The 21469-nt window shown below is 70.3% G+C and carries 18 protein-coding genes and 1 tRNA gene; 1 reads left to right on the top strand and 18 read right to left on the bottom strand.

The features are described 5' to 3' along the window. Positions 1–51: 51 nt before the first annotated feature. The 14 genes from glyA to OG210_RS06895 all read right to left on the bottom strand — a co-directional run bounded on the left by glyA (position 52) and on the right by OG210_RS06895 (position 15876). Positions 52–1308: a serine hydroxymethyltransferase gene (glyA, locus tag OG210_RS06830; RefSeq protein WP_328331465.1), complete on the bottom strand. Its 1257-nt coding sequence runs from the start codon at positions 1306–1308 to the stop codon at positions 52–54. A 98-nt stretch (positions 1309–1406) separates the two neighbouring features. Beyond that, positions 1407–2054 carry a protein-tyrosine-phosphatase gene (locus OG210_RS06835; protein ID WP_327295226.1) on the bottom strand — a complete coding sequence of 216 codons (648 nt, stop codon included), beginning with the start codon at positions 2052–2054 and terminating at the stop codon, positions 1407–1409. Then, entirely contained in the window at positions 2051–2698 is a 648-nt protein-coding gene (locus OG210_RS06840; protein WP_328331463.1) for an L-threonylcarbamoyladenylate synthase, read from the bottom strand. Before OG210_RS06840 ends, OG210_RS06835 begins: the two co-directional genes overlap by 4 nt. Positions 2699–2763: 65 nt before the next feature. Further along, positions 2764–3609 carry a peptide chain release factor N(5)-glutamine methyltransferase gene (prmC, locus tag OG210_RS06845; protein WP_328331461.1) on the bottom strand — a complete coding sequence of 282 codons (846 nt, stop codon included), beginning with the start codon at positions 3607–3609 and terminating at the stop codon, positions 2764–2766. A 25-nt stretch (positions 3610–3634) separates the two neighbouring features. Further along, positions 3635–4714 carry a peptide chain release factor 1 gene (prfA, locus tag OG210_RS06850; protein WP_371535299.1) on the bottom strand — a complete coding sequence of 360 codons (1080 nt, stop codon included), beginning with the start codon at positions 4712–4714 and terminating at the stop codon, positions 3635–3637. Positions 4715–4820: 106 nt separating this feature from the next. Next, positions 4821–5048: a 50S ribosomal protein L31 gene (gene rpmE, locus OG210_RS06855; protein ID WP_327295230.1), complete on the bottom strand. Its 228-nt coding sequence runs from the start codon at positions 5046–5048 to the stop codon at positions 4821–4823. A gap of 181 nt (positions 5049–5229) precedes the next feature. Beyond that, a complete protein-coding gene (locus OG210_RS06860) occupies positions 5230–6333 on the bottom strand; it encodes an LCP family protein (RefSeq protein ID WP_328331457.1) in 1104 nt (367 codons plus the stop codon). Between the two features lie 423 nt (positions 6334–6756). Then, on the bottom strand, positions 6757–8847 hold the full coding sequence (gene rho, locus OG210_RS06865) for a transcription termination factor Rho (protein WP_371535302.1): 2091 nt from the start codon (positions 8845–8847) through the stop codon (positions 6757–6759). Between the two features lie 349 nt (positions 8848–9196). Beyond that, on the bottom strand, positions 9197–10114 hold the full coding sequence (gene thrB / locus OG210_RS06870) for a homoserine kinase (protein WP_328331453.1): 918 nt from the start codon (positions 10112–10114) through the stop codon (positions 9197–9199). Between the two features lie 402 nt (positions 10115–10516). Then, complete coding sequence (gene thrC, locus OG210_RS06875) at positions 10517–11590, bottom strand: threonine synthase (RefSeq protein WP_328331451.1); 1074 nt, start codon at positions 11588–11590, stop codon at positions 10517–10519. A 6-nt stretch (positions 11591–11596) separates the two neighbouring features. Further along, on the bottom strand, positions 11597–12952 hold the full coding sequence (locus OG210_RS06880) for a homoserine dehydrogenase (protein ID WP_328331449.1): 1356 nt from the start codon (positions 12950–12952) through the stop codon (positions 11597–11599). Between the two features lie 94 nt (positions 12953–13046). Beyond that, positions 13047–14438, bottom strand: a complete 1392-nt coding sequence (gene lysA / locus OG210_RS06885; protein ID WP_328331447.1) for a diaminopimelate decarboxylase — start codon at positions 14436–14438, stop codon at positions 13047–13049. A 12-nt stretch (positions 14439–14450) separates the two neighbouring features. Then, positions 14451–15368, bottom strand: coding sequence for a DALR anticodon-binding domain-containing protein (locus OG210_RS06890; protein WP_328331445.1), 918 nt, complete (start codon positions 15366–15368; stop codon positions 14451–14453). 55 nt (positions 15369–15423) lie between these two features. Next, the gene (locus OG210_RS06895) at positions 15424–15876 is read right to left on the bottom strand and encodes a response regulator (RefSeq protein ID WP_328331443.1); all 453 of its coding nucleotides are present in this window, start codon (positions 15874–15876) and stop codon (positions 15424–15426) included. 156 nt (positions 15877–16032) lie between these two features. Here OG210_RS06895 and OG210_RS06900 point away from each other — a divergent pair. Further along, a tRNA-Arg gene (locus OG210_RS06900) sits at positions 16033–16104 on the top strand. Positions 16105–16210: 106 nt separating this feature from the next. On the opposite strand, the gene OG210_RS06905 is transcribed toward OG210_RS06900, so the two are convergent. The 4 genes from OG210_RS06905 to OG210_RS06920 all read right to left on the bottom strand — a co-directional run bounded on the left by OG210_RS06905 (position 16211) and on the right by OG210_RS06920 (position 21337). Then, a complete protein-coding gene (locus OG210_RS06905; RefSeq protein WP_328331441.1) occupies positions 16211–17689 on the bottom strand; it encodes a hypothetical protein in 1479 nt (492 codons plus the stop codon). Positions 17690–17987: 298 nt separating this feature from the next. Continuing rightward, entirely contained in the window at positions 17988–18560 is a 573-nt protein-coding gene (locus OG210_RS06910; protein ID WP_328331439.1) for a DUF6461 domain-containing protein, read from the bottom strand. A 73-nt stretch (positions 18561–18633) separates the two neighbouring features. After that, complete coding sequence (locus OG210_RS06915) at positions 18634–19308, bottom strand: hypothetical protein (RefSeq protein WP_371535307.1); 675 nt, start codon at positions 19306–19308, stop codon at positions 18634–18636. Between the two features lie 172 nt (positions 19309–19480). Continuing rightward, the gene (locus OG210_RS06920) at positions 19481–21337 is read right to left on the bottom strand and encodes an MFS transporter (RefSeq protein ID WP_328331435.1); all 1857 of its coding nucleotides are present in this window, start codon (positions 21335–21337) and stop codon (positions 19481–19483) included. Positions 21338–21469: the final 132 nt, after the last annotated feature.

The raw sequence follows: 21469 nt of genomic DNA on the forward strand, positions 1-21469 counted from the left end.
GCATAAGGTTGAGGACACACGGGTAGCTCCGATGGTTGCACGAGTACCGCTCTAGCCCGAATTCGACGGAAACCTCCTGGCGAGTTCGCGGACTTCTTCACGGGTCCCCCGCTCTTCGCGCAGTGCGGCCGAGAAGAGCCCGGCGATCTCCGCCATCTCCGGCGCCGCCATGCCCTGGGTGGTGACGGCGGCGGTGCCCAGGCGGATGCCCCGCTCGTCACCGTAGGGCAGCGCACAGGTGTCCAGGACCATCCCGGCCGCCGCCAGCAGGGCCCGGGCTGCCCCGCCGCCGGTGCCCAGCGGCCCCGGGTCCGCGGTGATCAGGTGGGTGTCGGTCCCTCCGGTGGTGATCGCGAAACCCTCGGCTGCCAGCCCGGCGGCGAGCACCCGGGCGTTCTCCACCACCTGGTGCGCGTACGCCGCGAACGCCGGGGCCGCGGCCTCGCCGAAGGCGACCGCCTTGGCCGCGATCGTGTGCATCTGGGCGCCGCCCTGGGTGAAGGGGAAGACGGCCCGGTCGATCCGGTCGGCCAGCTCGTCCCCGCAGAGGACGAGACCGCCGCGCGGACCGCGCAGCACCTTGTGGGTGGTGGCGCAGACCACATCGGCGTACGGCACGGGGCTGGGCGCCGCTCCCCCGGCGATCAGGCCCATCGGATGGGCGGCGTCCGCGATGAGATAGGCGCCCGCCTCGTCGGCGATCTCCCGGAAGGCCGCGTAGTCGGGGTGGCGTGGGTACGAGATGGAGCCGCAGACGATCGCCCGGGGCCGGTGCTGCCGCGCCAGTGTCCGTACCTGGTCGTAGTCGATGAGCCCGCTCTCCGCGTCCACGCCGTACCCGACGAAGTCGAACCAGCGGCCGGAGAAGTTGGCGGGCGAACCGTGGGTGAGATGGCCGCCGTGCGGGAGGCCCATGGCCAGCACGGTGTCACCGGGGCGCAGAAGGGCCGCGTACGCCGCCAGGACGGCCGAGGAGCCGGAGTGCGGCTGGACGTTCGCGTGGGCGGCCCCGAAGAGCGCTGTGGCCCGCTCGCAGGCGATCCGCTCGGCGAGATCGGCCAGCTCGCAGCCGCCGTGGTAGCGGGCGCCGGGGTAGCCCTCGGCGTACTTGTTGGCGAGCGAGGAGCCGAGCGCTGCCAGCACGGCGGGCGAGGTGAAGTTCTCGGCTGCGATCAGCTGGAGCGAGGTGGCCTGCCGCTCGTCCTCACCGAGGAGCACATCGGCCATCTCGGGGTCCTGCCTGCGCAGCGCCTCGAAGCCGGCGGGGTGGGTGCCCGCGGGGTGGGGTGCAGGGGTGGTGACCGGCATCGTGGGCTCCTCGGCGTCCCGTCCAATGTAGGACGGGCCGCGCGGGGGCGCCTGCCGGTGTTCTGCCGTACGGCGGACGGCTCCGCCGCGGCGCGCGCTCAGTGCGGCGCCGCGACCCCCGTGAGCGCCGTGACCACCGGGTCCAGCGCCTGGTTGATCTCGTCACCGATCGAGCGGAAGAACGTGATCGGCGCCCCGTACGGGTCGTTCACCTCGTCCGCCTCGACGGTCGGCGCCAGCAGCCACCCCCGCAGCGCGGCAGCGGCCCGGACCAGCGCCCGCGCCCGCTCCACCACGCCCTCGTCGAGCGGGTCCGGCAGCGTCGCCGGGTCTATGGCCCGCACCAGCCGGGTGAACTCCTTCAGCGTGAAGGTCCGCAGCCCCGCCGAGTGACCCATCGAGATGACTTGTGCCCGGTGGTCGCGGGTCGCGGTGAGGACCAGATCGGCGCGGATCACGTGGTCGTCCAGCAGTTCGCGGCCGAGGAAGCCCCCGGCGTCCGCGCCGTAGTCCGCGAGCACGGTCGCCGCGTTGGCCTCCATCGGGGCGCCCTCGTGGCCCCAGGTGCCGGCGGACTCCACGATCAGGCCGTCGGCGAGCCCGGTGCCCAGGCGGTCCGACAGGGCATGGCGGGTCAGCCGCTCGGTGATCGGCGAGCGGCAGACGTTGCCGGTACTGACGTGGAGGATCCTGAACGTGCCGCCGGAGGCGGACGCGCCTATGCCACGCCCCTCAGGGGCTGTCAATTGGCCACCTCAAGGTCAGGTACCACCTTGCGCAGTTCCTCGGCGGAGAGCGCGCCCGCACGGAGCAGGACGGGGACCGTGCCGGTGACGTCGACGATGGACGACGGGATGTTGCCGGGGGTGGGGCCGCCGTCCAGGTAGACGGAGACGGAGTCGCCGAGCATCTCCTGGGCCGCGTCGCAGTCCTCCGGCGCCGGGTGGCCGGTCAGGTTGGCACTGGAGACGGCCATCGGGCCGACCTCCGTGAGCAGCTCGATGGCGACCGGGTGCAGCGGCATCCGTACGGCGACGGTCCCGCGGGTGTCCCCGAGGTCCCACTGCAGCGACGGCTGGTGCTTGGCGACGAGCGTCAGCGCGCCCGGCCAGAACGCGTCGACCAGCTCCCAGGCCTGCTCGGAGAAGTCCGTGACCAGGCCGTGCAGGGTGTTCGGGGAGCCGATGAGGACAGGGCTGGGCATATTGCGGCCGCGCCCCTTGGCGTCCAGCAGATCGGCGACGCCCTCGGAGCTGAAGGCGTCCGCGCCGATGCCGTACACGGTGTCCGTCGGAAGTACGACGAGCTCGCCCCGGCGGACGGCGGACGCGGCTTCACGCAGACCGGTGGTGCGGTCGGTCGCATCGTTGGTGTCGTATCGCCGTGCCATTTAGCGAGCCTCCCTGAGCAAAGCCTGAGCCTGAGAAATCTGGTGCGGAACCGGTCCTGCGATGGTCACGGCAGGGCCTTGCGGGCCGTGGCGAACCGGGGCCGGTTGTTCAGGTCGGGGTGGTCGGCCGCGTCGGCCCAGCCCCGTTCCTCGGTGAAGATCCACGGGACCTGGCCGCCCTGGGTGTCGGCGTGCTCGATGACGACGACGCCGCCGGGCACGAGGAGACGGTGGGCGGTGCGCTCGATACCGCGGATCGTGTCGAGGCCGTCCTCGCCGGAGAAGAGGGCCATCTCCGGGTCGTGGTCACGGGCCTCTGGTGCGACGTACTCCCACTCGGTGAGCGGGATGTACGGCGGGTTGGAGATGACCAGGTCGACCTGGCCGTCGAGTTCGGGCAGGGCGCTGAAGGCGTCGCCCTGGTGGACGGTGACCCTGGACCCCTCGGCGTTCCTGCGGGTCCAGCGCAGCGCGTCGTCGGACAGCTCCACGGCGTGCACGCGCGAGCGCGGCACCTCCTGGGCCATGGCCAGCGCGATGGCGCCGGAGCCCGTGCAGAGGTCGACGATCAGCGGTTCCACGACGTCCATCGCGCGTACGGCGTCTATGGCCCAGCCGACGACCGACTCGGTCTCCGGGCGGGGCACGAACACCCCCGGTCCGACCTGGAGTTCCAGATAGCGGAAGAAGGCACGCCCTGTGATGTGCTGGAGCGGTTCGCGGGCCTCGCGGCGGGCGATGGTCTCCCAGTAGCGGGCGTCGAAGTCCGCGTCCTTGACGTTGTGGAGCTCGCCCCGCTTGACACCGTGCACAAAGGCGGCGAGCTCCTCCGCGTCGAAGCGCGGGGAGGGCACGCCGGCGTCGGCCAGCCGCTGGGTGGCCTGGGCCACCTCGGCAAGCAGCAGGTTCATGCGGTTCTCCAGTACGGGCCGGCTACTACTGGGCGGCGGCGAGCTTGGCCGCGGAGTCCGCGTCCACACACGCCTGGATCACTGCGTCCAGGTCGCCGTCGAGCACCTGGTCCAAGTTGTACGCCTTGAAGCCGACGCGGTGGTCGGAGATCCGGTTTTCGGGGAAGTTGTACGTCCGGATCTTCTCGGACCTGTCGACGGTACGGACCTGGCTGCGGCGCACGTCGGACGCTTCCTGCTCGGCGGCCTCCTGCGCGGCGGCGAGCAGCCGGGAACGCAGGATACGCATGGCCTGCTCCTTGTTCTGGAGCTGGCTCTTCTCGTTCTGGCAGGAGGCGACGACACCGGTCGGCAGGTGGGTGATGCGCACCGCGGAGTCGGTGGTGTTGACCGACTGCCCGCCGGGGCCCGACGAGCGGTAGACGTCGATCCGGAGGTCGTTGGAGTGGATCTCGACATCGACCTCCTCGGCCTCGGGCGTGACGAGCACACCGGCGGCCGAGGTGTGGATGCGGCCCTGCGACTCGGTGGAGGGCACGCGCTGCACCCGGTGCACACCGCCCTCGTACTTCAGCCGCGCCCAGACGCCCTGGCCGGGCTCGGTCGCGCCGTTGCCGCCCTTGGTCTTCACCGCGACCTGGACGTCCTTGTAGCCGCCCAGCTCGGACTCGGTGGCGTCGATGATCTCGGTCTTCCAGCCGACGCGTTCCGCGTAGCGCAGATACATCCGCAGCAGGTCGCCCGCGAACAGCGCGGACTCGTCACCGCCCGCGCCCGCCTTGACCTCGAGGAGCACGTCCTTGTCGTCGCTGGGGTCGCGCGGCACCAGGAGCAGCCGGAGCTTCTCGGTCAGCGCGTCGAGCTGCTTGTCGAGCACCTTGACCTCGGCTGCGAACTCCGGGTCGTCGTAGGAGAGTTCACGCGCCGTCTCGATGTCCTCCCCGGTCTGCTTCCAGGAACGGTACGTGGAGACGATCGGGGTCAGCTCGGCGTAGCGCTTGTTGAGCCTGCGCGCGTTGGCCTGGTCGGCGTGGACCGACGGGTCGGCGAGCTGTTCCTCAAGACCGGCGTGCTCGCCGATCAGTTCCTCGACCGCCTCGAACATCGGGGGTTTCCTGCTTTCGTACGTCAAGAAGGGCGCTTCCAGGACGGCAAAAGCGCCGGTCCGGGCGCTCCGGGAAGGAGCGTCCGTGGACCGGCGCAGTAGCTCGCTACTTGGCGGCGGAGTCCGCGGCCTTCTTGCCGAAGCGGGCCTCGAAGCGGGCCACACGGCCACCGGTGTCGAGGATCTTCTGCTTGCCCGTGTAGAACGGGTGGCACTCGGAGCAGACCTCGGCACGGATGGTGCCCTCGGCGAGGGTGCTGTAAGTGGTGAACGAGGCACCGCAGGTGCAGCTGACCTGGGTCTCGTGGTACTCGGGGTGGATGTCGCGCTTCAAGGTGACTCCTAGTTTCGGGAGGGCGCCGGGTCGTGCGGGCGGAATTGTCCGTACGTGAACCGGGGCCAGCGGACCAGTCTGCCAGGAGTGGCCCGCCCGTCAAAATTTCGGACAGTCGGTGAACCCGGGGTGGACCGGATCTATTCCGCCCGCCGCCGCGTCACCCGGCCCGCCCGGCTGCTCACGAGCCCGTGACGACCTTGCCCGCCTCGCCCTTGTCGCCCGCGGAGCCCTTGGTCGCGGAGGCCGGAATCGGCTTGTCGTGCTTCAGCGCGGCCCACACCTGCTGGGACTCGGCCTCCAGCGGGATGACGCGGTTGGGGTCCGCCGGGTCGTACTCGACCGGCATCGTCACCATCTTCGTGGAGCCCGCACCGATGCCCTTGAGGCCGTCGGCGAAGGACGCCAGGCTCTTCACGGAGTTGATGTCGGAGTCGGTGGTGACGGTCTTGGTCGCGGTGTCCGCGAGGCTGTAGAGCTTGTCGGGGCTGCTGAAGATCCCGACGTGCTTGACCTGGGTGATGAGCGCCTTGATGAAGGCCTGCTGAAGCTGTATTCGCCCGAGGTCGCTGCCGTCGCCGACGCCGTGCCTGGTCCGTACGAGACCGAGCGCGTCCTGCCCGTTGAGGGTGTGGGACCCCGCCGACAGGTGCAGATGGCTCTTGTCGTCGTTGATCGCCTTGCTGGTGGTGACCGGTACGCCGCCCAGGTCGTCGATCAGCTTCTGGAAGCCGGCGAAGTCGACCTCCAGATAGTGGTCCATCCGGATCCCGGACATCTTCTCCACGGTCTTCACCGCGCAGGCCGGGCCGCCGCTCTCGTACGCCGTGTTGAACATCGCCTGCTTGGCTCCCGGGGCGTCCGCGCCCTTGGAGGTGGTGCAGTCGGGGCGGTCGACCAGGGTGTCGCGCGGTATCGAGACCACGCTGGCCTTCTTGTGGCCCTTGTACACGTGGACGACCATCGCGGTGTCCGAGCGCGCGCCGCCCTCGTCCTTGCCGTACTTGGAGTTGGCGCCGGCCCGTGAGTCGGAGCCGAGCACCAGGATGTCCATCGAACCGTTGTCGACGTTGTGCGGGCGGTCGGCACCGAGCTGGGCGTTGATGTCGACGCTCTTGAGGTTGCCGTCGAGCTTGAAGTAGAGGAAGCCGAGGCCACCGCCGCCGAGCACGACCACTCCGGCCGCGACCCATGCCGTGATCACCAGCGCCTTACGGCGCGACGAGGTCCCCTTGCGGCGTTTGCCGCTGCCCCGTATTCGGCTGCCCTTCTGCGGGTCGCCCATGTCCCCTCCAGCTCTCTCGGTGGTCCCGCTACCCCCTGTCCCGAAGTTCAGGCGCGGTCTGTCATCACTTGTGAGACGACGTTTCTCGCGAAAGAGTTGCACAACGCGCTGTGACCCCTGCACGGCCCCGGCGTCACGGACGGTAGCCGGGTTCTCGGCGTAAAAGCGGCCCTCACCTGGGGTTTTCTCTCCGGTGCGGCAGGCTGTCGTGAGCCGGTGCGGGGCGTGCGCTGTGGCGAAGATCTCTGCGGGCCGGGAAGCGGTGCGACAGGCGGGTGAGCAGCACGTGAGCGGTATGTGGAGGCCGCGCGTGGAGACCGTGCGTGAAGACCTGGCGTGCGGGCGGACGGGGCGCCTCACGCGACTGGCCCGCCGCGTCACTTCCGTGACGTGGCGGGCCAGTTGACGTTCCGTGACGGAAGGTCAGTCGTTGCCGTTGCCGGACGAGGGTGTCGTCTTGGCGATCTGCATCAGGAACTCGGCGTTCGACTTGGTCTTCTTCATCTTGTCCAGCAGCAGCTCGATCGCCTGCTGCGAGTCGAGCGCGTGGAGCACCCGGCGCAGCTTCCAGACGATGGCGAGCTCCTCCGCGTTGAGGAGGATCTCTTCCTTACGCGTACCGGACGGGTCGACGTCCACAGCGGGGAAGATGCGCTTGTCGGCGAGCTTCCGGTCGAGCTTGAGCTCCATGTTGCCGGTGCCCTTGAACTCCTCGAAGATCACCTCGTCCATGCGCGAGCCGGTCTCCACCAGCGCGGTGGCGAGGATGGTCAGCGAGCCGCCGTCCTCGATGTTCCGCGCGGCACCGAAGAAGCGCTTCGGCGGGTAGAGGGCGGTCGAGTCGACACCACCGGAGAGGATGCGCCCGGAGGCCGGGGCCGCCAGGTTGTACGCACGGCCCAGGCGGGTGATCGAGTCGAGCAGCACGACCACGTCGTGCCCCAGCTCGACGAGGCGCTTGGCGCGCTCGATGGCCAGCTCGGCGACGGTGGTGTGGTCCTCGGCGGGCCGGTCGAAGGTCGAGGAGATGACCTCGCCCTTCACCGACCGCTGCATGTCGGTGACCTCTTCGGGACGCTCGTCGACGAGGACGACCATCAGGTGACACTCGGGGTTGTTGACCGTGATCGCGTTGGCGATGGCCTGCATGATCATGGTCTTACCGGTCTTCGGCGGGGCCACGATCAGACCGCGCTGGCCCTTGCCGATCGGCGCGACCAGGTCGATGATCCGGGTCGTCAGCACACCCGGGTCGGTCTCCAGACGGAGCCGGTCCTGCGGGTACAGCGGGGTCAGCTTCTGGAACTCCGGGCGCCCGCGGCCGGATTCGGCCGCCATGCCGTTCGCCGAGTCCAGGCGGACGAGCGCGTTGAACTTCTCGCGGCGCTCGCCGTCCTTGGGCTGGCGTACGGCCCCGGTGACGTGGTCGCCCTTGCGCAGGCCGTTCTTACGGACCTGGGCGAGCGAGACGTACACGTCGTTGGGGCCCGGCAGGTAGCCGGAGGTCCGGATGAACGCGTAGTTGTCGAGGATGTCCAGGATGCCCGCGACGGGGATCAGGACGTCGTCGTCGGCGACCTGCGGAGCGTCACCGAACTCCTGACGCTCACCGCGACGGCCACGGCGGTCGCGGTAGCGGCCACGGCGGCCGCGGCGGCCTCCGTCGAAGTCGTCCTCGTTCTCGTCGGCGCGGGGGCCGTTGCCCTGGCTGCCCTGGCGCTGGCCGCGCTGGCCGCCGCCCTGCTGGTCGTCGCCCTTGCCGCCGCGGTCACGGCGGTCACGGCCGCCGCGCTCGCCACGGTCCTGACGGTCGCCACGCTCCTGGCGGTCGCCGCGGTCGCCACGCTCACGCCGGTCACCGCGCTGGCCGCGGTCCTGGCGGTCGCCGCGACGGCCCTCGGCGGTGTCGGTGGCCGCCTCCGCCTTGGCCTCCTTGGAGTCCTTGGCGTCAGCCGGAGCATCGGTCTTCACGCCGGTGGCCACGGACTGCGTCTCGGCCTCGGTCTTGACGGCCTTGGTTCCGACAGCCTTGGTCTCGGCGGCGGAAGCCGCGGGCTCGGGGCTGCCGGCCTGTGCGGTGGCACGGCGACGGCGCCGCTCACCGGCGGGCTGGTCGTCGTTGGCGGGCTGGCCGGGGATGTCGATCTGCTGCTGGGCAGCGGACTTCCCGGCCGCCGCGGGCTCGTCACCCGTACGGGACTTGGAAGTGGCACGGCGCTTCGGCTTGGTTTCGGCCGCGTCGGAGCCGCCTGCATCGGCCTTGGCGCTCTTCGGCGCGGACGAACCGGCCTGCGCCTCCTTGATGACCTCGATCAACTGGCTCTTACGCATCCGCGCAGTGCCCTTGATGCCGAGGCCGGACGCGACCTGCTGCAGCTCGGCCAGGACCATGCCGTCGAGGCCGGTGCCGGAGCGGCGGCGCCGTGCGGTGCTGCCGGTGGCAGCACCGGCGGCGGACGCGGCCTCGACAGAGTTGTCGGCAGTCACGCCCATCAGATCGGTGGTGTCGCTCACGAAGGGTCCTTCCCTGGAGCGGGCGTCGGCCTGTCTGGCTCGGCGACCGGTTGTGCTGTCCGACTGCGGTTCTGATCTTGACTGATCGCGAACCGACGCCGGGGCGGTGGTCCGCCGGGAAACGGCGGAGGGCAAGACGTGCATGGGGTCCGGCAGAGGCCGGTTCCGGAGCGTGCTCGAAACTGCTCAGGCAGGCTGTCAGGCAGTTGGGGAGGCTCCCGGAAGAAAAGGCGGTCCCTGATGGGGACACTGAGCACCGCGCCACAAAGACGTCGAGTGCAGACTTGAGGTTAACACTACCGGGTCCAACAAATATTCCCCCTCTCCGTCACCGGCAACCGGACGGCGTCTAGGTACCCAGTGGCAGGACGCTCGTACCGGTGGCGTCGAGTGGCAGCCGGTTGGCGGCCCACCCTTCGCCGGCCAGGCGTGCGACCTTGTCGGCCGCACTGTTCTCGACCAGCGCGAGCACCGTGGGGCCCGCGCCGGAGATGACCGCGGGGACGCCGTCCGCCCGCAGTCGGTTGACCAGGGCCACGCTCTCGGGCATCGCCGGAGCACGGTACTCCTGGTGGAGTCGGTCCTCTGTGGCGGCCAGCAGCAGCTCGGGGCGCCTGGTCAGCGCCTCTACGAGCAGGGCCGCGCGGCCCGCGTTGGCGGCCGCGTCCACATGGGGGACGGACCGCGGCAGGAGGCCCCGGGCCGTCTCGGTGAGCACCGGCCTGCCGGGGACGAAGACCACCGGAACGATGGAGTCCGCCGGATCCATCCTGATGGCGCGGGCGGTTCCGCCGTCGGTCCAGGCCAGGGTGAAGCCGCCGAGGAGGCAGGCGGCGACGTTGTCGGGGTGGCCCTCGATCTCGGTGGCGAGTTCGAGCAGGGCCTCGTCGTCGAGTTTCTCGGCCCCGCCTATGGTCACGGCGCGGGCGGCGACGATACCGGCGCAGATGGCGGCGGATGAGGAGCCGAGGCCGCGGCCGTGCGGGATGCGGTTGGCGCAGACGACTTCGAGGCCGCGCGGCTGCCCGCCGAGCAGGTCGAAGGCGGTGCGCAGCGACCGTACGAGCAGATGGCTCTCGTCGCGCGGGAGCGTCTCGGCGCCCTCGCCGGCGATGTCGACGTGCAGCCCGGTGTCGGCGACCCGGACGACCACGTCGTCGTACAGCCCCAGCGACAGACCGAAGGCGTCGAAGCCCGGTCCGAGGTTGGCGCTGGTGGCAGGGGTGCGCACCCGGACGGCGGCGGCACGGAACGCGGGACCGGCCATCGCTCTGACGACTCTCCTTGTGAGACTGCGTGTCTGGTTTCGACCGCGGGATTGTTACGGGGAACTCGGCTGTGCTTACCGGGAGAACACTCCCCCGGAGCCCCTGGACCGGACAACCCCGACAGGCCGAACGGGCACCTGCGGGCCATCACAGCAGCAACACCGCGGCACATGCGGCGGGGTGGGTTGCCTACAGCTTATCGAAGGAAGGTTCTGTCGCGACATAGGGCGCACAGGAGGCGCACGATGCGTGTCGCACGCTACCCATGCGCTCCAGGCCGGACCGGGCCGCCGGACAGCCCGTCCTGCGGGTGATGCGGCAGCTCAGGGGCACAGCCGGGGCACACCCGGAGCACAGCCCGGGGCCCGGTCCTGACGGACGGGCCCCGGGTGGGCCGGATGCTACGGGACCAGGCCCAGCCGCTCGGCGGCCACCACCGCGTCGACCGGCACGGTGACCGGCTGCGGGGCTCCCGCGACCGCCCAGTCCGGGTCCTTGAGGCCGTTGCCGGTGACCGTGCAGACGATCCGCTGGCCGGGGTCGACCTTGCCCTCTTCGGCCGCCTTCAGCAGACCGGCGACCGAAGCGGCCGACGCGGGCTCCACGAAGACACCCTCCTGCGAGGCCAACAGCCGGTACGCGGAGAGGATCTGACGGTCGGTGACCTCGTCGATGAAGCCGCCCGACTCCTCGCGCGCGTCGAGCGCGAACTGCCAGGAGGCCGGGTTCCCGATCCGGATCGCCGTGGCGATGGTGGAGGGGTCCTTGACGATCTCGCCGCGCACGATGGGGGCGGAGCCGGAGGCCTGGAAGCCCCACATCCGGGGGGTATGGGTGGCCATGCCGTCCGCCGCGTACTCCTTGTAACCCTTCCAGTACGCCGTGATGTTGCCGGCGTTGCCGACGGGCAGCACATGGATGTCGGGGGCGTCGCCGAGCGCGTCGACGATCTCGAAGGCCCCGGTCTTCTGGCCTTCGATACGGGACGGATTGACCGAATTGACCAGTGCCACCGGGTAGTTGTCCGAGAGCGAGCGGGCCAGCGTCAGGCAGTCGTCGAAGTTACCGTCCACCTGGAGGATCTTCGCGCCGTGCACCAGCGCCTGCCCCATCTTGCCGAGGGCGATCTTGCCCTGCGGCACCAGGACCGCGCAGACCATTCCGGCCCGTACGGCATAGGCGGCGGCCGAGGCCGAGGTGTTGCCGGTGGAGGCGCAGATGACGGCCTGCGCGCCCTGTTCCTTGGCGTGGGTGATCGCCATGGTCATGCCCCGGTCCTTGAAGGACCCCGTGGGGTTGGCGCCCTCGACCTTGAGGTGCACCTCGCAGCCGGTGCGCTCGGAAAGGACCTGCGCGGGGACGAGCGGCGTACCGCCCTCACGGAGTGTCACGACCGGCGTCGTGCTCGTGACCGGGAGGCGGTCCCGGTACTCCTCGATGATGCCGCGCCACTGGTGGGTGCCCTTGGTGGTCATGGGTCCTTACTCCCCTTCAACACGCATGATGCTGGCGACACCGAGCACGGTGTCGAGCTTGCGCAGCGCCTCGACGGTCCCCGAAAGGGCGGCGTCGGGCGCGCGGTGGGTGACGACGACGAGGGATGCCTCGCCGCCTCCGCCCGCCCGTCGCCCGCCGCCACCCTGTTCGATGGTGACTTCGTCATCGCTGCCTGGATTTCGGCCCTTCTGACGTACCGTGTCGATCGATACGCCCTGCTCGGCGAAGACCGTGGCCACCTGGGCGAGAACACCCGGTTTGTCGGCCACGTCGAGGCTGATGTGGTAGCGCGTGACGACGTCGCCCATGGGACTCACGGGCAGCATCGTGTACGCCGACTCGCCGGGCCCGGTGGCTTCGTTGAGCCTGTTCCGGCAGACCGCGACCAGGTCGCCGAGTACCGCGGACGCGGTGGGTGAGCCGCCGGCGCCGGGGCCGTAGAACATCAGCTGCCCGGCGGCCTCGGCCTCGACGAACACCGCGTTGTACGCCTCGCGCACCGAGGCCAGCGGGTGGCTGAGCGGGATCATCGCGGGGTGGACCCGGGCGGTGACGGACTTGCCGTCCGCGGCGCGCTCACAGATGGCGAGCAGCTTGACGGTGCAGCCCATGCGCTTGGCGGACGCGATGTCGGCCGCGGTGACCTCGGTGAGGCCCTCGCGGTGGACGTCGTCAAGACGTACGCGCGTGTGGAAGGCGATTCCGGCGAGGATCGCGGCCTTGGCCGCCGCGTCGAACCCCTCGACGTCGGCCGTCGGGTCGGCCTCGGCGTAACCGAGCGCGGTGGCCTCGTCCAGCGCCTCCGAGTAGCCGGCGCCGGTGGTGTCCATCTTGTCGAGGATGAAGTTGGTGGTGCCGTTGACGATGCCCAGGACGCGGTTGACCTTGTCGCCGGCGAGCGATTCGCGCAGCGGGCGTACGAGCGGGATCGCGCCGGCGACGGCGGCCTCGTAGTAGAGGTCCCTGCTGTGCCCCTGTGCGATCGCGTGCAGTGCGGCGCCGTCCTTGGCGAGCAGCGCCTTGTTGGCCGAGACGACGCTCGCGCCGTGCTCGAAGGCGGCGGCGATCAGCGTACGGGCGGGCTCGATGCCACCGATGACCTCGATCACGACGTCGATGTCCCCGCGTTTGACCAGGGCCATCGCGTCCGTGGTGATGAGCGAGGGGTCGATGCCCTCACGGACCTTGGAGGGGCGGCGGACGGCCACACCGGCGAGCTCGACGGGGGCGCCGATGCGCGCCGCGAGGTCGTCGGCGTGCGTCGTCATGATGCGCGCCACCTCTGAGCCGACGACTCCACAGCCCAGCAGCGCCACCTTCAGCGGACGCGTACGCATCATCCGACCTCACTTCTCATACTTCTACGGTTGGACCAGTCTCACTCACCGGACGGGGGTTTCTGTCCCCCGTCCGGATTCTGAGATGACTATTTCACTAGCCGACATCGAGGCGCAGGAGATCTTCCTCCGTCTCACGCCGGACGATCACCCGGGCCTCGCCGTCCCTGACGGCCACGACGGGCGGGCGCAGCGCGTGGTTGTAGTTGCTCGCCATGGCGCGGCAGTACGCGCCGGTGGCCGGGACGGCGAGCAGATCGCCCGGCGCGAGGTCCGCGGGCAGGAACGCGTCCTTGACCACGATGTCGCCACTCTCACAGTGCTTGCCGACCACCCGGGCGAGCATCGGCTCGGCGGTGGAGGTGCGGGAGACCAGGGCCACGCTGTACTCGGCGTCGTAGAGGGCCGTACGGATGTTGTCGGACATCCCGCCGTCGACACTGACGTAGGTGCGCAGCCCTTCGAGCGGCTTGATGGTCCCGACCTCGTACAGCGTGAAGGCCGTGGGCCCGACGATGGCGCGACCCGGCTCGACGGAGATGCGCGGGGTGGCGAGACCGGCCGCCTCGCACTCGCGGGTGACGATCTCGCCGAGCGCCTTGGCGATCTCCTGCGGCTCGCGGGGGTCGTCCTCCGAGGTGTACGCGATACCGAGACCGCCGCCGAGGTCGATCTCGGGAAGCTCCACGCCGTGTTCGTCGCGCACCTCGGCGAGGAGCTGCACGACCCGGCGCGCGGAGACCTCGAAGCCCGCCATGTCGAAGATCTGCGAGCCGATGTGCGAGTGGATGCCGATGAGTTCGAGCCCGTCGAGCTTGAGCGCCCTGCGGACGGCTTCGGCGGCCATACCGTCGGCGAGTGCGATGCCGAACTTCTGGTCCTCGTGGGCGGTGGCGATGAACTCGTGGGTGTGCGCCTCGACGCCGACCGTCACCCGGATCTGGACCCGCTGGCGCAGTCCGCGGCTCTGCGCGATGTGGGCGACCCGGACGATCTCCTGGAACGAGTCGAGCACGATACGGCCGACTCCGGCCTCGACGGCCCGCTCGATCTCCTCGGTGGTCTTGTTGTTGCCGTGGAAGGCGATACGCGCGGCGGGCATCCCCGCGGCGAGCGCGGTGGCCAGCTCGCCACCGGAGCAGACGTCGAGGTTGAGCCCCTCTTCCCGGAGCCACTTCACGACGGCGCGCGAGAGGAAGGCCTTGCCCGCGTAGAACACGTCCGCGTCCGGCCCGAAGGCGTCGGCCCAGGCCCGGCACCTGGCCCGGAAGTCGGCCTCGTCGAGGAAGTAGGCGGGGGTGCCGAACTCCTCGGCCAGCCGGGTCACTTCGATGCCGCCGACGGTGACGACACCGTCCGCGTTACGGCCGACCGTACGCGACCAGACCTTCTCGTCCAGGGAGTTGAGGTCTTCGGCGGGGGCGGAGTAGTGGCCCTCGGTGTAGACATCGGCGTGCCGGGGGCCTGCGGGGTGTGCGGAACGGCTCATCTCTTCGCTCTTTCAGATGTGTTCGGGTGCGCTGATACCGAGCAGGGACAGGCCGCCTGCCAGCACCGTCCCGGCGGCCTCGGTGAGGGCGAGCCGGGAGCGGTGGGCGGCCGAGGGTTTCTCGTCCCCGACGGGGAGCACCGCGACATGGAACGCCAGAAAGGCATCGGCGACCACGACGAGCTGCCGTGCGATCCGGTGACCCGCACCGAAGGACGCGGGGGTGGCAGGGGTCGTGGGGGTGGTCCTGCCGGGGCCGGTCGCGGATTCGACGGCCGCGGGGTAGTCGGCGAGGGCGGCGACCAGCGCCGCGGCCTCGCGGCCCCGCTCGCAGGCCGCGTCGTACTCGGTCCCGTACGCGGCACGGAAGCCGAGGTCGCGGGCGTTGCGGAGCAGGGCGCGGCTGCGGGCGTGGGCGTACTGCACCCGGAACAGCGGATTGCTCTCGCGCCGCGCCAGCAGCTCATCACCACCGCCGCCGAAGAGGGCGCCCCAGCGGGCGGCGTCGAGGCGCGGGTGGTCGGCCGCGGGCGTCCTGGGGGCCGGGCCGGCCGGGGCAGCCGCGTGGTCCGGCTCCGTCCCCCTTCCGCCCGTCCCGTACCGGGCACCCTCCGCGAGGACGGTGCGTACGACCGTGCCGGAGCCGTCCGGCACCAGCGTGAAGTTCAGAAAGCCGGGCCCCGTGATCTCGACCCGTTCGATCCCCCGGGTACCGGCGATCCGCTGCCGCAGGGCCTCGGCCACCGCGCGGGGTGCCATCCCGGCGGGGCCCGCCAGCTGGAGCGCCGCACTGGTCGCGTAGTCGCCGCGCCCGCCGGGCCTGGGCCGCTCGACTCTGACCCGCTCGGGGACGGGCACGGACAGGGCACCCTCGTCGACCGCGCGGCGCACGGCGCGCGCGACGGTACAGGAGAGCTCGGCTGGGGTCACAGGTCCAGCGTATGGGAGAGGGGGGGCCACTCCGCGAACCGGTTTCGCCATCCGGTCAGCCGAGGGTGCTCCCGGCCCACCCTGCGGGCCTGCTGCCGCCGGGGTTGCTCCGGTCCTGCCGGCCGGCGTGCGACCGCTGGCACATCAGCCGGTTCACGAGCCGGACGAGCTCGGCGGGCTCGAAGGGTTTGGCCAGAAAGGCGTCGACGCCGGAGGCGAGCCCGCTCTCCACTTCCTGGTGCGAGCACGCGCTGATGATCGCGAGGGGCAGCCGGCTGGTCCGCGGGTCGGCACGGAGCCGGGCGGCGGTGCGCAGACCGTCGAGACGCGGCATGACGACGTCGAGGGTGATCACATCGGGGGAGACCCGGTGGACGACTTCCAGACATTCGGCACCGTCGGCCGCGGTCACGACCTCGAAGCCCTCCAGTTCGAGATTGACCCTGATCAACTGCCGGATGACCTTGTTGTCGTCGACAACGAGCACCCTGCCGTACGTGCCTGACACACCCACGAGCGTAGAACCACGGCCACCACCGCGTCCGGGTTTTGACCACTTCCACCCCGTGCGGGAACCGAACGCCGGCCGCCGCACAAAGTTGTTCATGGTCACCCCCGCTGAGCTGGTAGGGTTCTACCCGTCGCCGCTTAACGCAGCGACAACGCCCCCGTAGCTCAGGGGATAGAGCATCGGCCTCCGGAGCCGGGTGCGCAGGTTCGAATCCTGCCGGGGGCACTTCCGGAATCAGGCTCTGGCCAGCAGAAATGCTGGCCAGAGCCTTTTTTGCGCACTGCCGGGCTCCGTGGTCGATGCCCAGTAGCCGACGTCCAGGGGTCGACGTCTAGTAGTTGATGTTGACCCAGTACCAGTCGTTGGAGTCGGCGGGGTCAGGCAGCGTCGGGTCCCAGGACAGGATCCGCTCGTGGAGGTAGTAGAGCTTCAGGCGGCTTCCCGCGCTCGCGTTGTCGGAGCGGGGCACGGCTCGTACCGAGAAGTCCCAGTTCGGGTTCGCCGCACCTTCGAGTGTGGCCCGGAAGGGATACTCGTCGCACTGCTCCTGCTTGGTCTTGTCCGGCCGCTTGTCCGGTGGCAGCCCCAGGCCCTTGTAGTCACCCGTGTCGGTGCAGGCCATGTCCTTGTGGCGCTGGTTGTCCTTCCAGCCGGCGTCGGTGTTCTTGATGCGGTGCAGCGGCGCGTTCAGTACGCCGCCGGGAATCTGCTTGGCGGGTGGGTTCGGTGTACCGGGCGGAGCCGTGAGCGGGTACGTGGTTTCGGGGTGGTACTGGGCATCCCCGATGTGCTTGGCGACCATCTCGGTCGGGGAGCCGGGCGTCGCGTAGTAGTTGAGCACCGGCAGCGAATCGGAGAAGAGGCAGGAGCTCTGCTGACCCGCCGAGATGTACGTCGCCGAGTCGCAGCGCATCCGGGTGGCCGCCCCGCGGCCGGGCACCAGCGTGCTGTACCCCTCGCCCTGCGAGGTGAACTGAAGGAACCAGCGGTGGTACGCGATCTTGTCGCGGCCCTGCGCCGAACCGTAGGTGTCGGACGAGTCCGCGATGTCGAAGTGGTACCAGGCCGGGTCGTGGTCCCAGACGTTGAACGGCAGCGTCACTGTTCCCGAAGTGCCGCTGCACTCCAGCTCCGCCCCGTCGCACTCCCCCGACATGGAGAGCTGCACGATCTTCGGGGTCTGCCACAGGTCGTCCCACCAGGGCCAGTCGTAGTCGGCTGAGCCCTGCTTCATACGGCCCCAGACCCGGATGTGCCGGTAGTGGTTGTCGCCCTGAGCGAAGAGCTGGTACGTGAAACGGGTCGTCGCGTGGTACTCCGGCGGCGCGTCCGAGTGGATGACGTAGTACCGCACGGTCACGCGCTGGCTCAGGCAGAAGGCGTACCGGTTGATGTAGTGGCCGTACGCGCCGCTTTCGCTGCCGTCGAGGCACTTGGCCAGGAGTTCCGCGTTCGGGTCGTCCTTGATCGGTGCCGGAGGCGTGGACGACGGCGGTACGTCGGTGAGCCGGCTGGAGACCTGGCTCCTGATCCGGGCGCGAGCGGCCTGGGCCGCCTGCTGGAACGTCTCCTTCGGGAGTGCGCTCCGGGGCGAGGAGAGCGGAACGGTCTTGAGGCCCCCCTTCGGCTTCCCGCCCTTGTGGAGGCGGTCCAGGTCCGCGGCGGAGATACCGACGTTCACGGTGACGGCCTGGTCGGCCGATGGCGCGGCCGGTGTTGACGGCGATGCCGACGCCGATGCCGATGCGTCCGTACGGGACCGATGTCCGGCGTCCGGAGCCGGTGCGGCCGAACTCGTCGTGGGAGTCACCCCGATCAGCACCCCGGCGGCGAGCGCCGCCCCTGCCGATCGGAGTAAGTGACGGCGGTTCCGGTGTCTCATGTGTTCCCCCATGTACTGACCAGAAGCTGGTGCTGAGTCATGGGGCACGTTAGGCGCGGCGGAGAGGCCGGTGCAGGGGCTAGCACTCGGGTCGGGGTGCGGCAACAGCCGGTTGAGTCAGTTAGGTCGTGAGCATGTCAAGTGAAGGCTTGATGAAGGCACACGTGGGCCGGTACGCATCCCGGGGAGCAAGCCGCCTCCGCACGGGGGAAGTTGACCGAAAAGGTCAGAGTTCCGATACGCCGCCCCGCCAAGGGCCTTCGAACGCCTCGGCCGTGAGCCGGAGACCTGCGACGATCTCCACCGCGATCACCAGGAGCTGCGACCCCGGGAGTGGTTCCAGGGCGGCGTCGAGGCGTCCGTCGGCGTCCGGCAGGAACCCGGCCCGCTCCAGGGGGCCCCGGAAACGGTCCGCGCCCTCGCCGGCCAGACTCGCGGTGACCGGCTCGAACCAGATGAGCATCCGGCCGTCCTCCGCGTACAGGACCTCGTCCTGCCCCGGGCCGGCCGTGAGCGAGCAGGCCGCGCCGCCGGCGGCCGACAGCGCCTCCAGCACCTCGCTGCGGGTGCCGGCCCAGCCCGTCATGCCGGAGGTCTCCACCACCAGCGACCACCCGCCGGGCAACGCGCGGGCGGTCAGCCGCGCGGGCGGGTCGGCTTCCGCGCCTTCGCCGTCGAGGGCGTCCACATCGCCCTGGCTGCCGGGCTCCACCCCCATGAGCGCGAGGGTCTCCGTCACCGGGCGCCGGGCCAGGGTGACGCACCAGCCCTCGCCGTACCGCTCGTCGAGATCCACCATGCCGACAGACGCTACTGCGGGAGCCCCTCGCGCGTGACCCCCTCGACCACCTGGAGCGCCTCCCAGCCGCCACTCACCGGACCTGCGGGCAGTGCCGCCCCATGGCCGCGCAGCGTGCTTCGAAGCCCGGGGGCAGCCAGTCGCCCTGGAGCAGCCGGGGGTGCGCGGGAAAGGCGGTGCGTGCGGCCAGGACGAAGACCAACGAGGCCCAGAGCGTGTGCAGTTGTACGGTCATATAGCCCTTGCCGTACGTGTCCTGGAAGCTGCACTGGACGATCTCGGGCGCTATCAGCTCCACCGAGTCCAGGCCCGTCCAGCCCAGATCGAGCGGGTTCTGCTGCTGGCCGAAGACCGCGCGGCGGTCGGTGACCGTGAGTTCGCCGGGGCCGTCCGGCAGCCAGCGGGGCTGCGCGTCGGAGATCGCCCTGTTCCTGCGGGCCGCGTTGCCCACCGCCGAACCGACCATGCTGCCGATCACGAAGGAGGCCGAGCCGAACGCGACCGTGCTGCTGTTCACGTACGAGCCGTTGCCCAGGGCCCGCCAGGTCGAGCGGGCGGCCGGGCCCACCGCCAGGGACAGTTCGCCCTGGTGCAGCCGCGCCCTGGTGGGAATCGGCGCGCGCTCGCCGATACGGCCCGCTGCGACGTCGTGCACCACGCCGCAGGTGTACAGCAGGTGGTCGTCCAGCACGTTCCAGCCGTGCTGCTCCCCGATGTCCGGGCCTTCCCCGCGCCACTTGGATCCCATGGTTCCCCCCGATCTCCCGTTCCCGGCCCCCCAGTTCGGCCGGTGACTGACATCGTAGGGATCGCTCCGCGGCAGCCGTCCTGCGGTTGCCGCGACAGCCGCCCTGCGGTTCGCCGGGGGCCCGGTCGTCGAGCGGGCCCCCGGCTGTCGGCTGTCGGCTGTCGGCTGTCGGCTAAGTGCGCGGCGTACCGCTGCGTCCCGCCGAGGCGGCCCCTCGTCCCGGATCCGCCGGGTGGACGCCCTCCCCGTCCGGTACGACCGGCTCGCTCAGGCCCAGGCCCGCGCCTCCGGAGACACCGGCCATCTCGGAGCCCAGCGACTCCGGCGACAGCACTCGGTGCTTGCGGCCCACCCTGCCCGTCAGCAGCGACGAGAGCGCGGCCACCAGGCAGGCCGCCACCGCGAACCAGAAGGCGATGACCAGGCCCTGGTGGAAGGGGCCGGAAATCAGATGCGGGAAGAACTCCTTGCTGGTGAGGTGCTTGCCGCCGTCCGGCAGCTTGGTCAGCTGGTCCCCGAGGAGCTGCTGGAGGGGGTTGTAGCCGAGGAAGGCGGCGAACAGGACGGCGATCGGCGGGAGTTGGGACACCTGGGTGGCCTCGGCGCCGGGGACGCCCTGCGACACCAGACCGTCGTGCATCGCGCTCGGCAGGGTGTGCGAGAGGCCCGCGATCATCAGGCTGAAGAAGATACCGATCGACAGGACCATCGCGGAGTTCTGGAACGTCGCGGTCATCCCGGATCCGGCGCCGCGGGAATCGGCGGGGACGGAGTTCATGATCTCGGCCCGGTTCGGTGAGGCGAAGAGGCCGGAGCCGACGCCGTTGACCACCAGCAGCAGCGCGAAGATCCAGTAGTGGAAGTCGGTGGGCAGCGTCATCAGCGCCAGGAAGCTCACCGCGGTGAGCAGCGCACCGCCGACCGTGAAGGGCCGCGCCCCGAGCCGGTCGGACAGCCAGCCCGAGAGCGGGGCCGACAGCAGGAAGCCGACGGTCAGCGGGATCATGTAGATGCCCGCCCAGAGGGGGGTCTGCTCGAAGCTGTAGCCGCGCAGGGGCAGCCAGATCCCCTGCAGCCAGATGATGAGCATGAACTGGAGGCCGCCGCGCCCCAGCGCGGTCAGCAGGCTGGCGATGTTGCCCGCGGTGAAGGCCCGCAGGCGGAAGAGCGAGAGCCGGAAGAGCGGCTCGGCCACCCGCGTCTCGATCCAGACGAACACCCCCAGCACGGCCACCCCGCCGATCAGCGCGGCCTGCACCCACGGGTTGAGCCAGCCCATGGTGCTGCCGCCGTAGGGCTGGATGCCGTACGTGATGCCGACCAGCACCGAGATCAGCCCGACGGCGAACGTGACATTGCCCCACCAGTCCATGCGCGCCTTGGCCCGCACCCCGGTGTCGTGCAGCTTCACATAGGCCCAGATGGTGCCGAAGACGCCGAACGGCACCGATACCAGGAAGATCATCTTCCAGTTCACCGGAGCCAGCACACCGCCCAGGATCAGCCCGAGGAACGAACCGGCGATCGCGGCGATGGAGTTGATGCCCAGCGCCGTACCGCGCTGGTTGGCCGGGAACGCGTCGGTCAGGATCGCCGTGGAGTTCGCGAAGAGCAGCGCACCGCCGACCCCCTGCGCGATGCGCCAGCCGATGAGCCAGAGCGCGCCCGCGCTGCCGTCCATCCAGGTGACCGAGAGCATGATGGAGCAGAGCGTGAAGGCGGCGAAGCCGAGGTTGTACATACGGACCCGGCCGAACATGTCGCCGAGCCTGCCGAAGGTGACCACCAGCACCGCGGTGACCACCATGAAGCCCATCAGCATCCAGAGCAGATAGCTGGTGTTCGCCGAGTCCAGCGGGTCAAGGTGAATGCCGCGGAAGATGTCCGGAAGCGCGATCAGCACGATCGACTGATTGATCATCACCATCAGTACGCCGAGCGTGGTGTTCGACAGCGCGATCCACTTGTAGCGCTCCCCCGGTCCGGCCGGGGGCGACGACTCTGCGGGTATGGGTATTCGACCGGTCATGCCCACGATGCACGTTCCCCTCTGCGCGCACCCCTGCCCGCCGACACCGGTGGACACGGGTCGTTAGTTGACGCAAGCAATCTAACTCTTGTAGGCGGCATCCACATTTCGGGGCGGCGGGAAGATCCGCCG

It is taken from the genome of Streptomyces sp. NBC_00466, from assembly GCF_041433995.1.
GTDB lineage: Bacteria > Actinomycetota > Actinomycetes > Streptomycetales > Streptomycetaceae > Streptomyces.

Excerpts from the sequence above, each read along its gene's own strand:
- glyA (WP_328331465.1), bottom strand. The coding sequence starts at position 1,308 with ATGCCGGTCACCACCCCTGCACCCCACCCCGCGGGCACCCACCCCGCC.
- OG210_RS06840 (WP_328331463.1), bottom strand. The coding sequence starts at position 2,698 with ATGGCACGGCGATACGACACCAACGATGCGACCGACCGCACCACCGGT.
- prmC (WP_328331461.1), bottom strand. The coding sequence starts at position 3,609 with ATGAACCTGCTGCTTGCCGAGGTGGCCCAGGCCACCCAGCGGCTGGCC.
- prfA (WP_371535299.1), bottom strand. The coding sequence starts at position 4,714 with ATGTTCGAGGCGGTCGAGGAACTGATCGGCGAGCACGCCGGTCTTGAG.
- OG210_RS06860 (WP_328331457.1), bottom strand. The coding sequence starts at position 6,333 with ATGGGCGACCCGCAGAAGGGCAGCCGAATACGGGGCAGCGGCAAACGC.
- thrB (WP_328331453.1), bottom strand. The coding sequence starts at position 10,114 with ATGGCCGGTCCCGCGTTCCGTGCCGCCGCCGTCCGGGTGCGCACCCCT.
- thrC (WP_328331451.1), bottom strand. The coding sequence starts at position 11,590 with ATGACCACCAAGGGCACCCACCAGTGGCGCGGCATCATCGAGGAGTAC.
- OG210_RS06880 (WP_328331449.1), bottom strand. The coding sequence starts at position 12,952 with ATGATGCGTACGCGTCCGCTGAAGGTGGCGCTGCTGGGCTGTGGAGTC.
- lysA (WP_328331447.1), bottom strand. The coding sequence starts at position 14,438 with ATGAGCCGTTCCGCACACCCCGCAGGCCCCCGGCACGCCGATGTCTAC.
- OG210_RS06910 (WP_328331439.1), bottom strand. The coding sequence starts at position 18,560 with ATGGTGGATCTCGACGAGCGGTACGGCGAGGGCTGGTGCGTCACCCTG.
- OG210_RS06915 (WP_371535307.1), bottom strand. The coding sequence starts at position 19,308 with ATGGGATCCAAGTGGCGCGGGGAAGGCCCGGACATCGGGGAGCAGCAC.
- OG210_RS06920 (WP_328331435.1), bottom strand. The coding sequence starts at position 21,337 with ATGACCGGTCGAATACCCATACCCGCAGAGTCGTCGCCCCCGGCCGGA.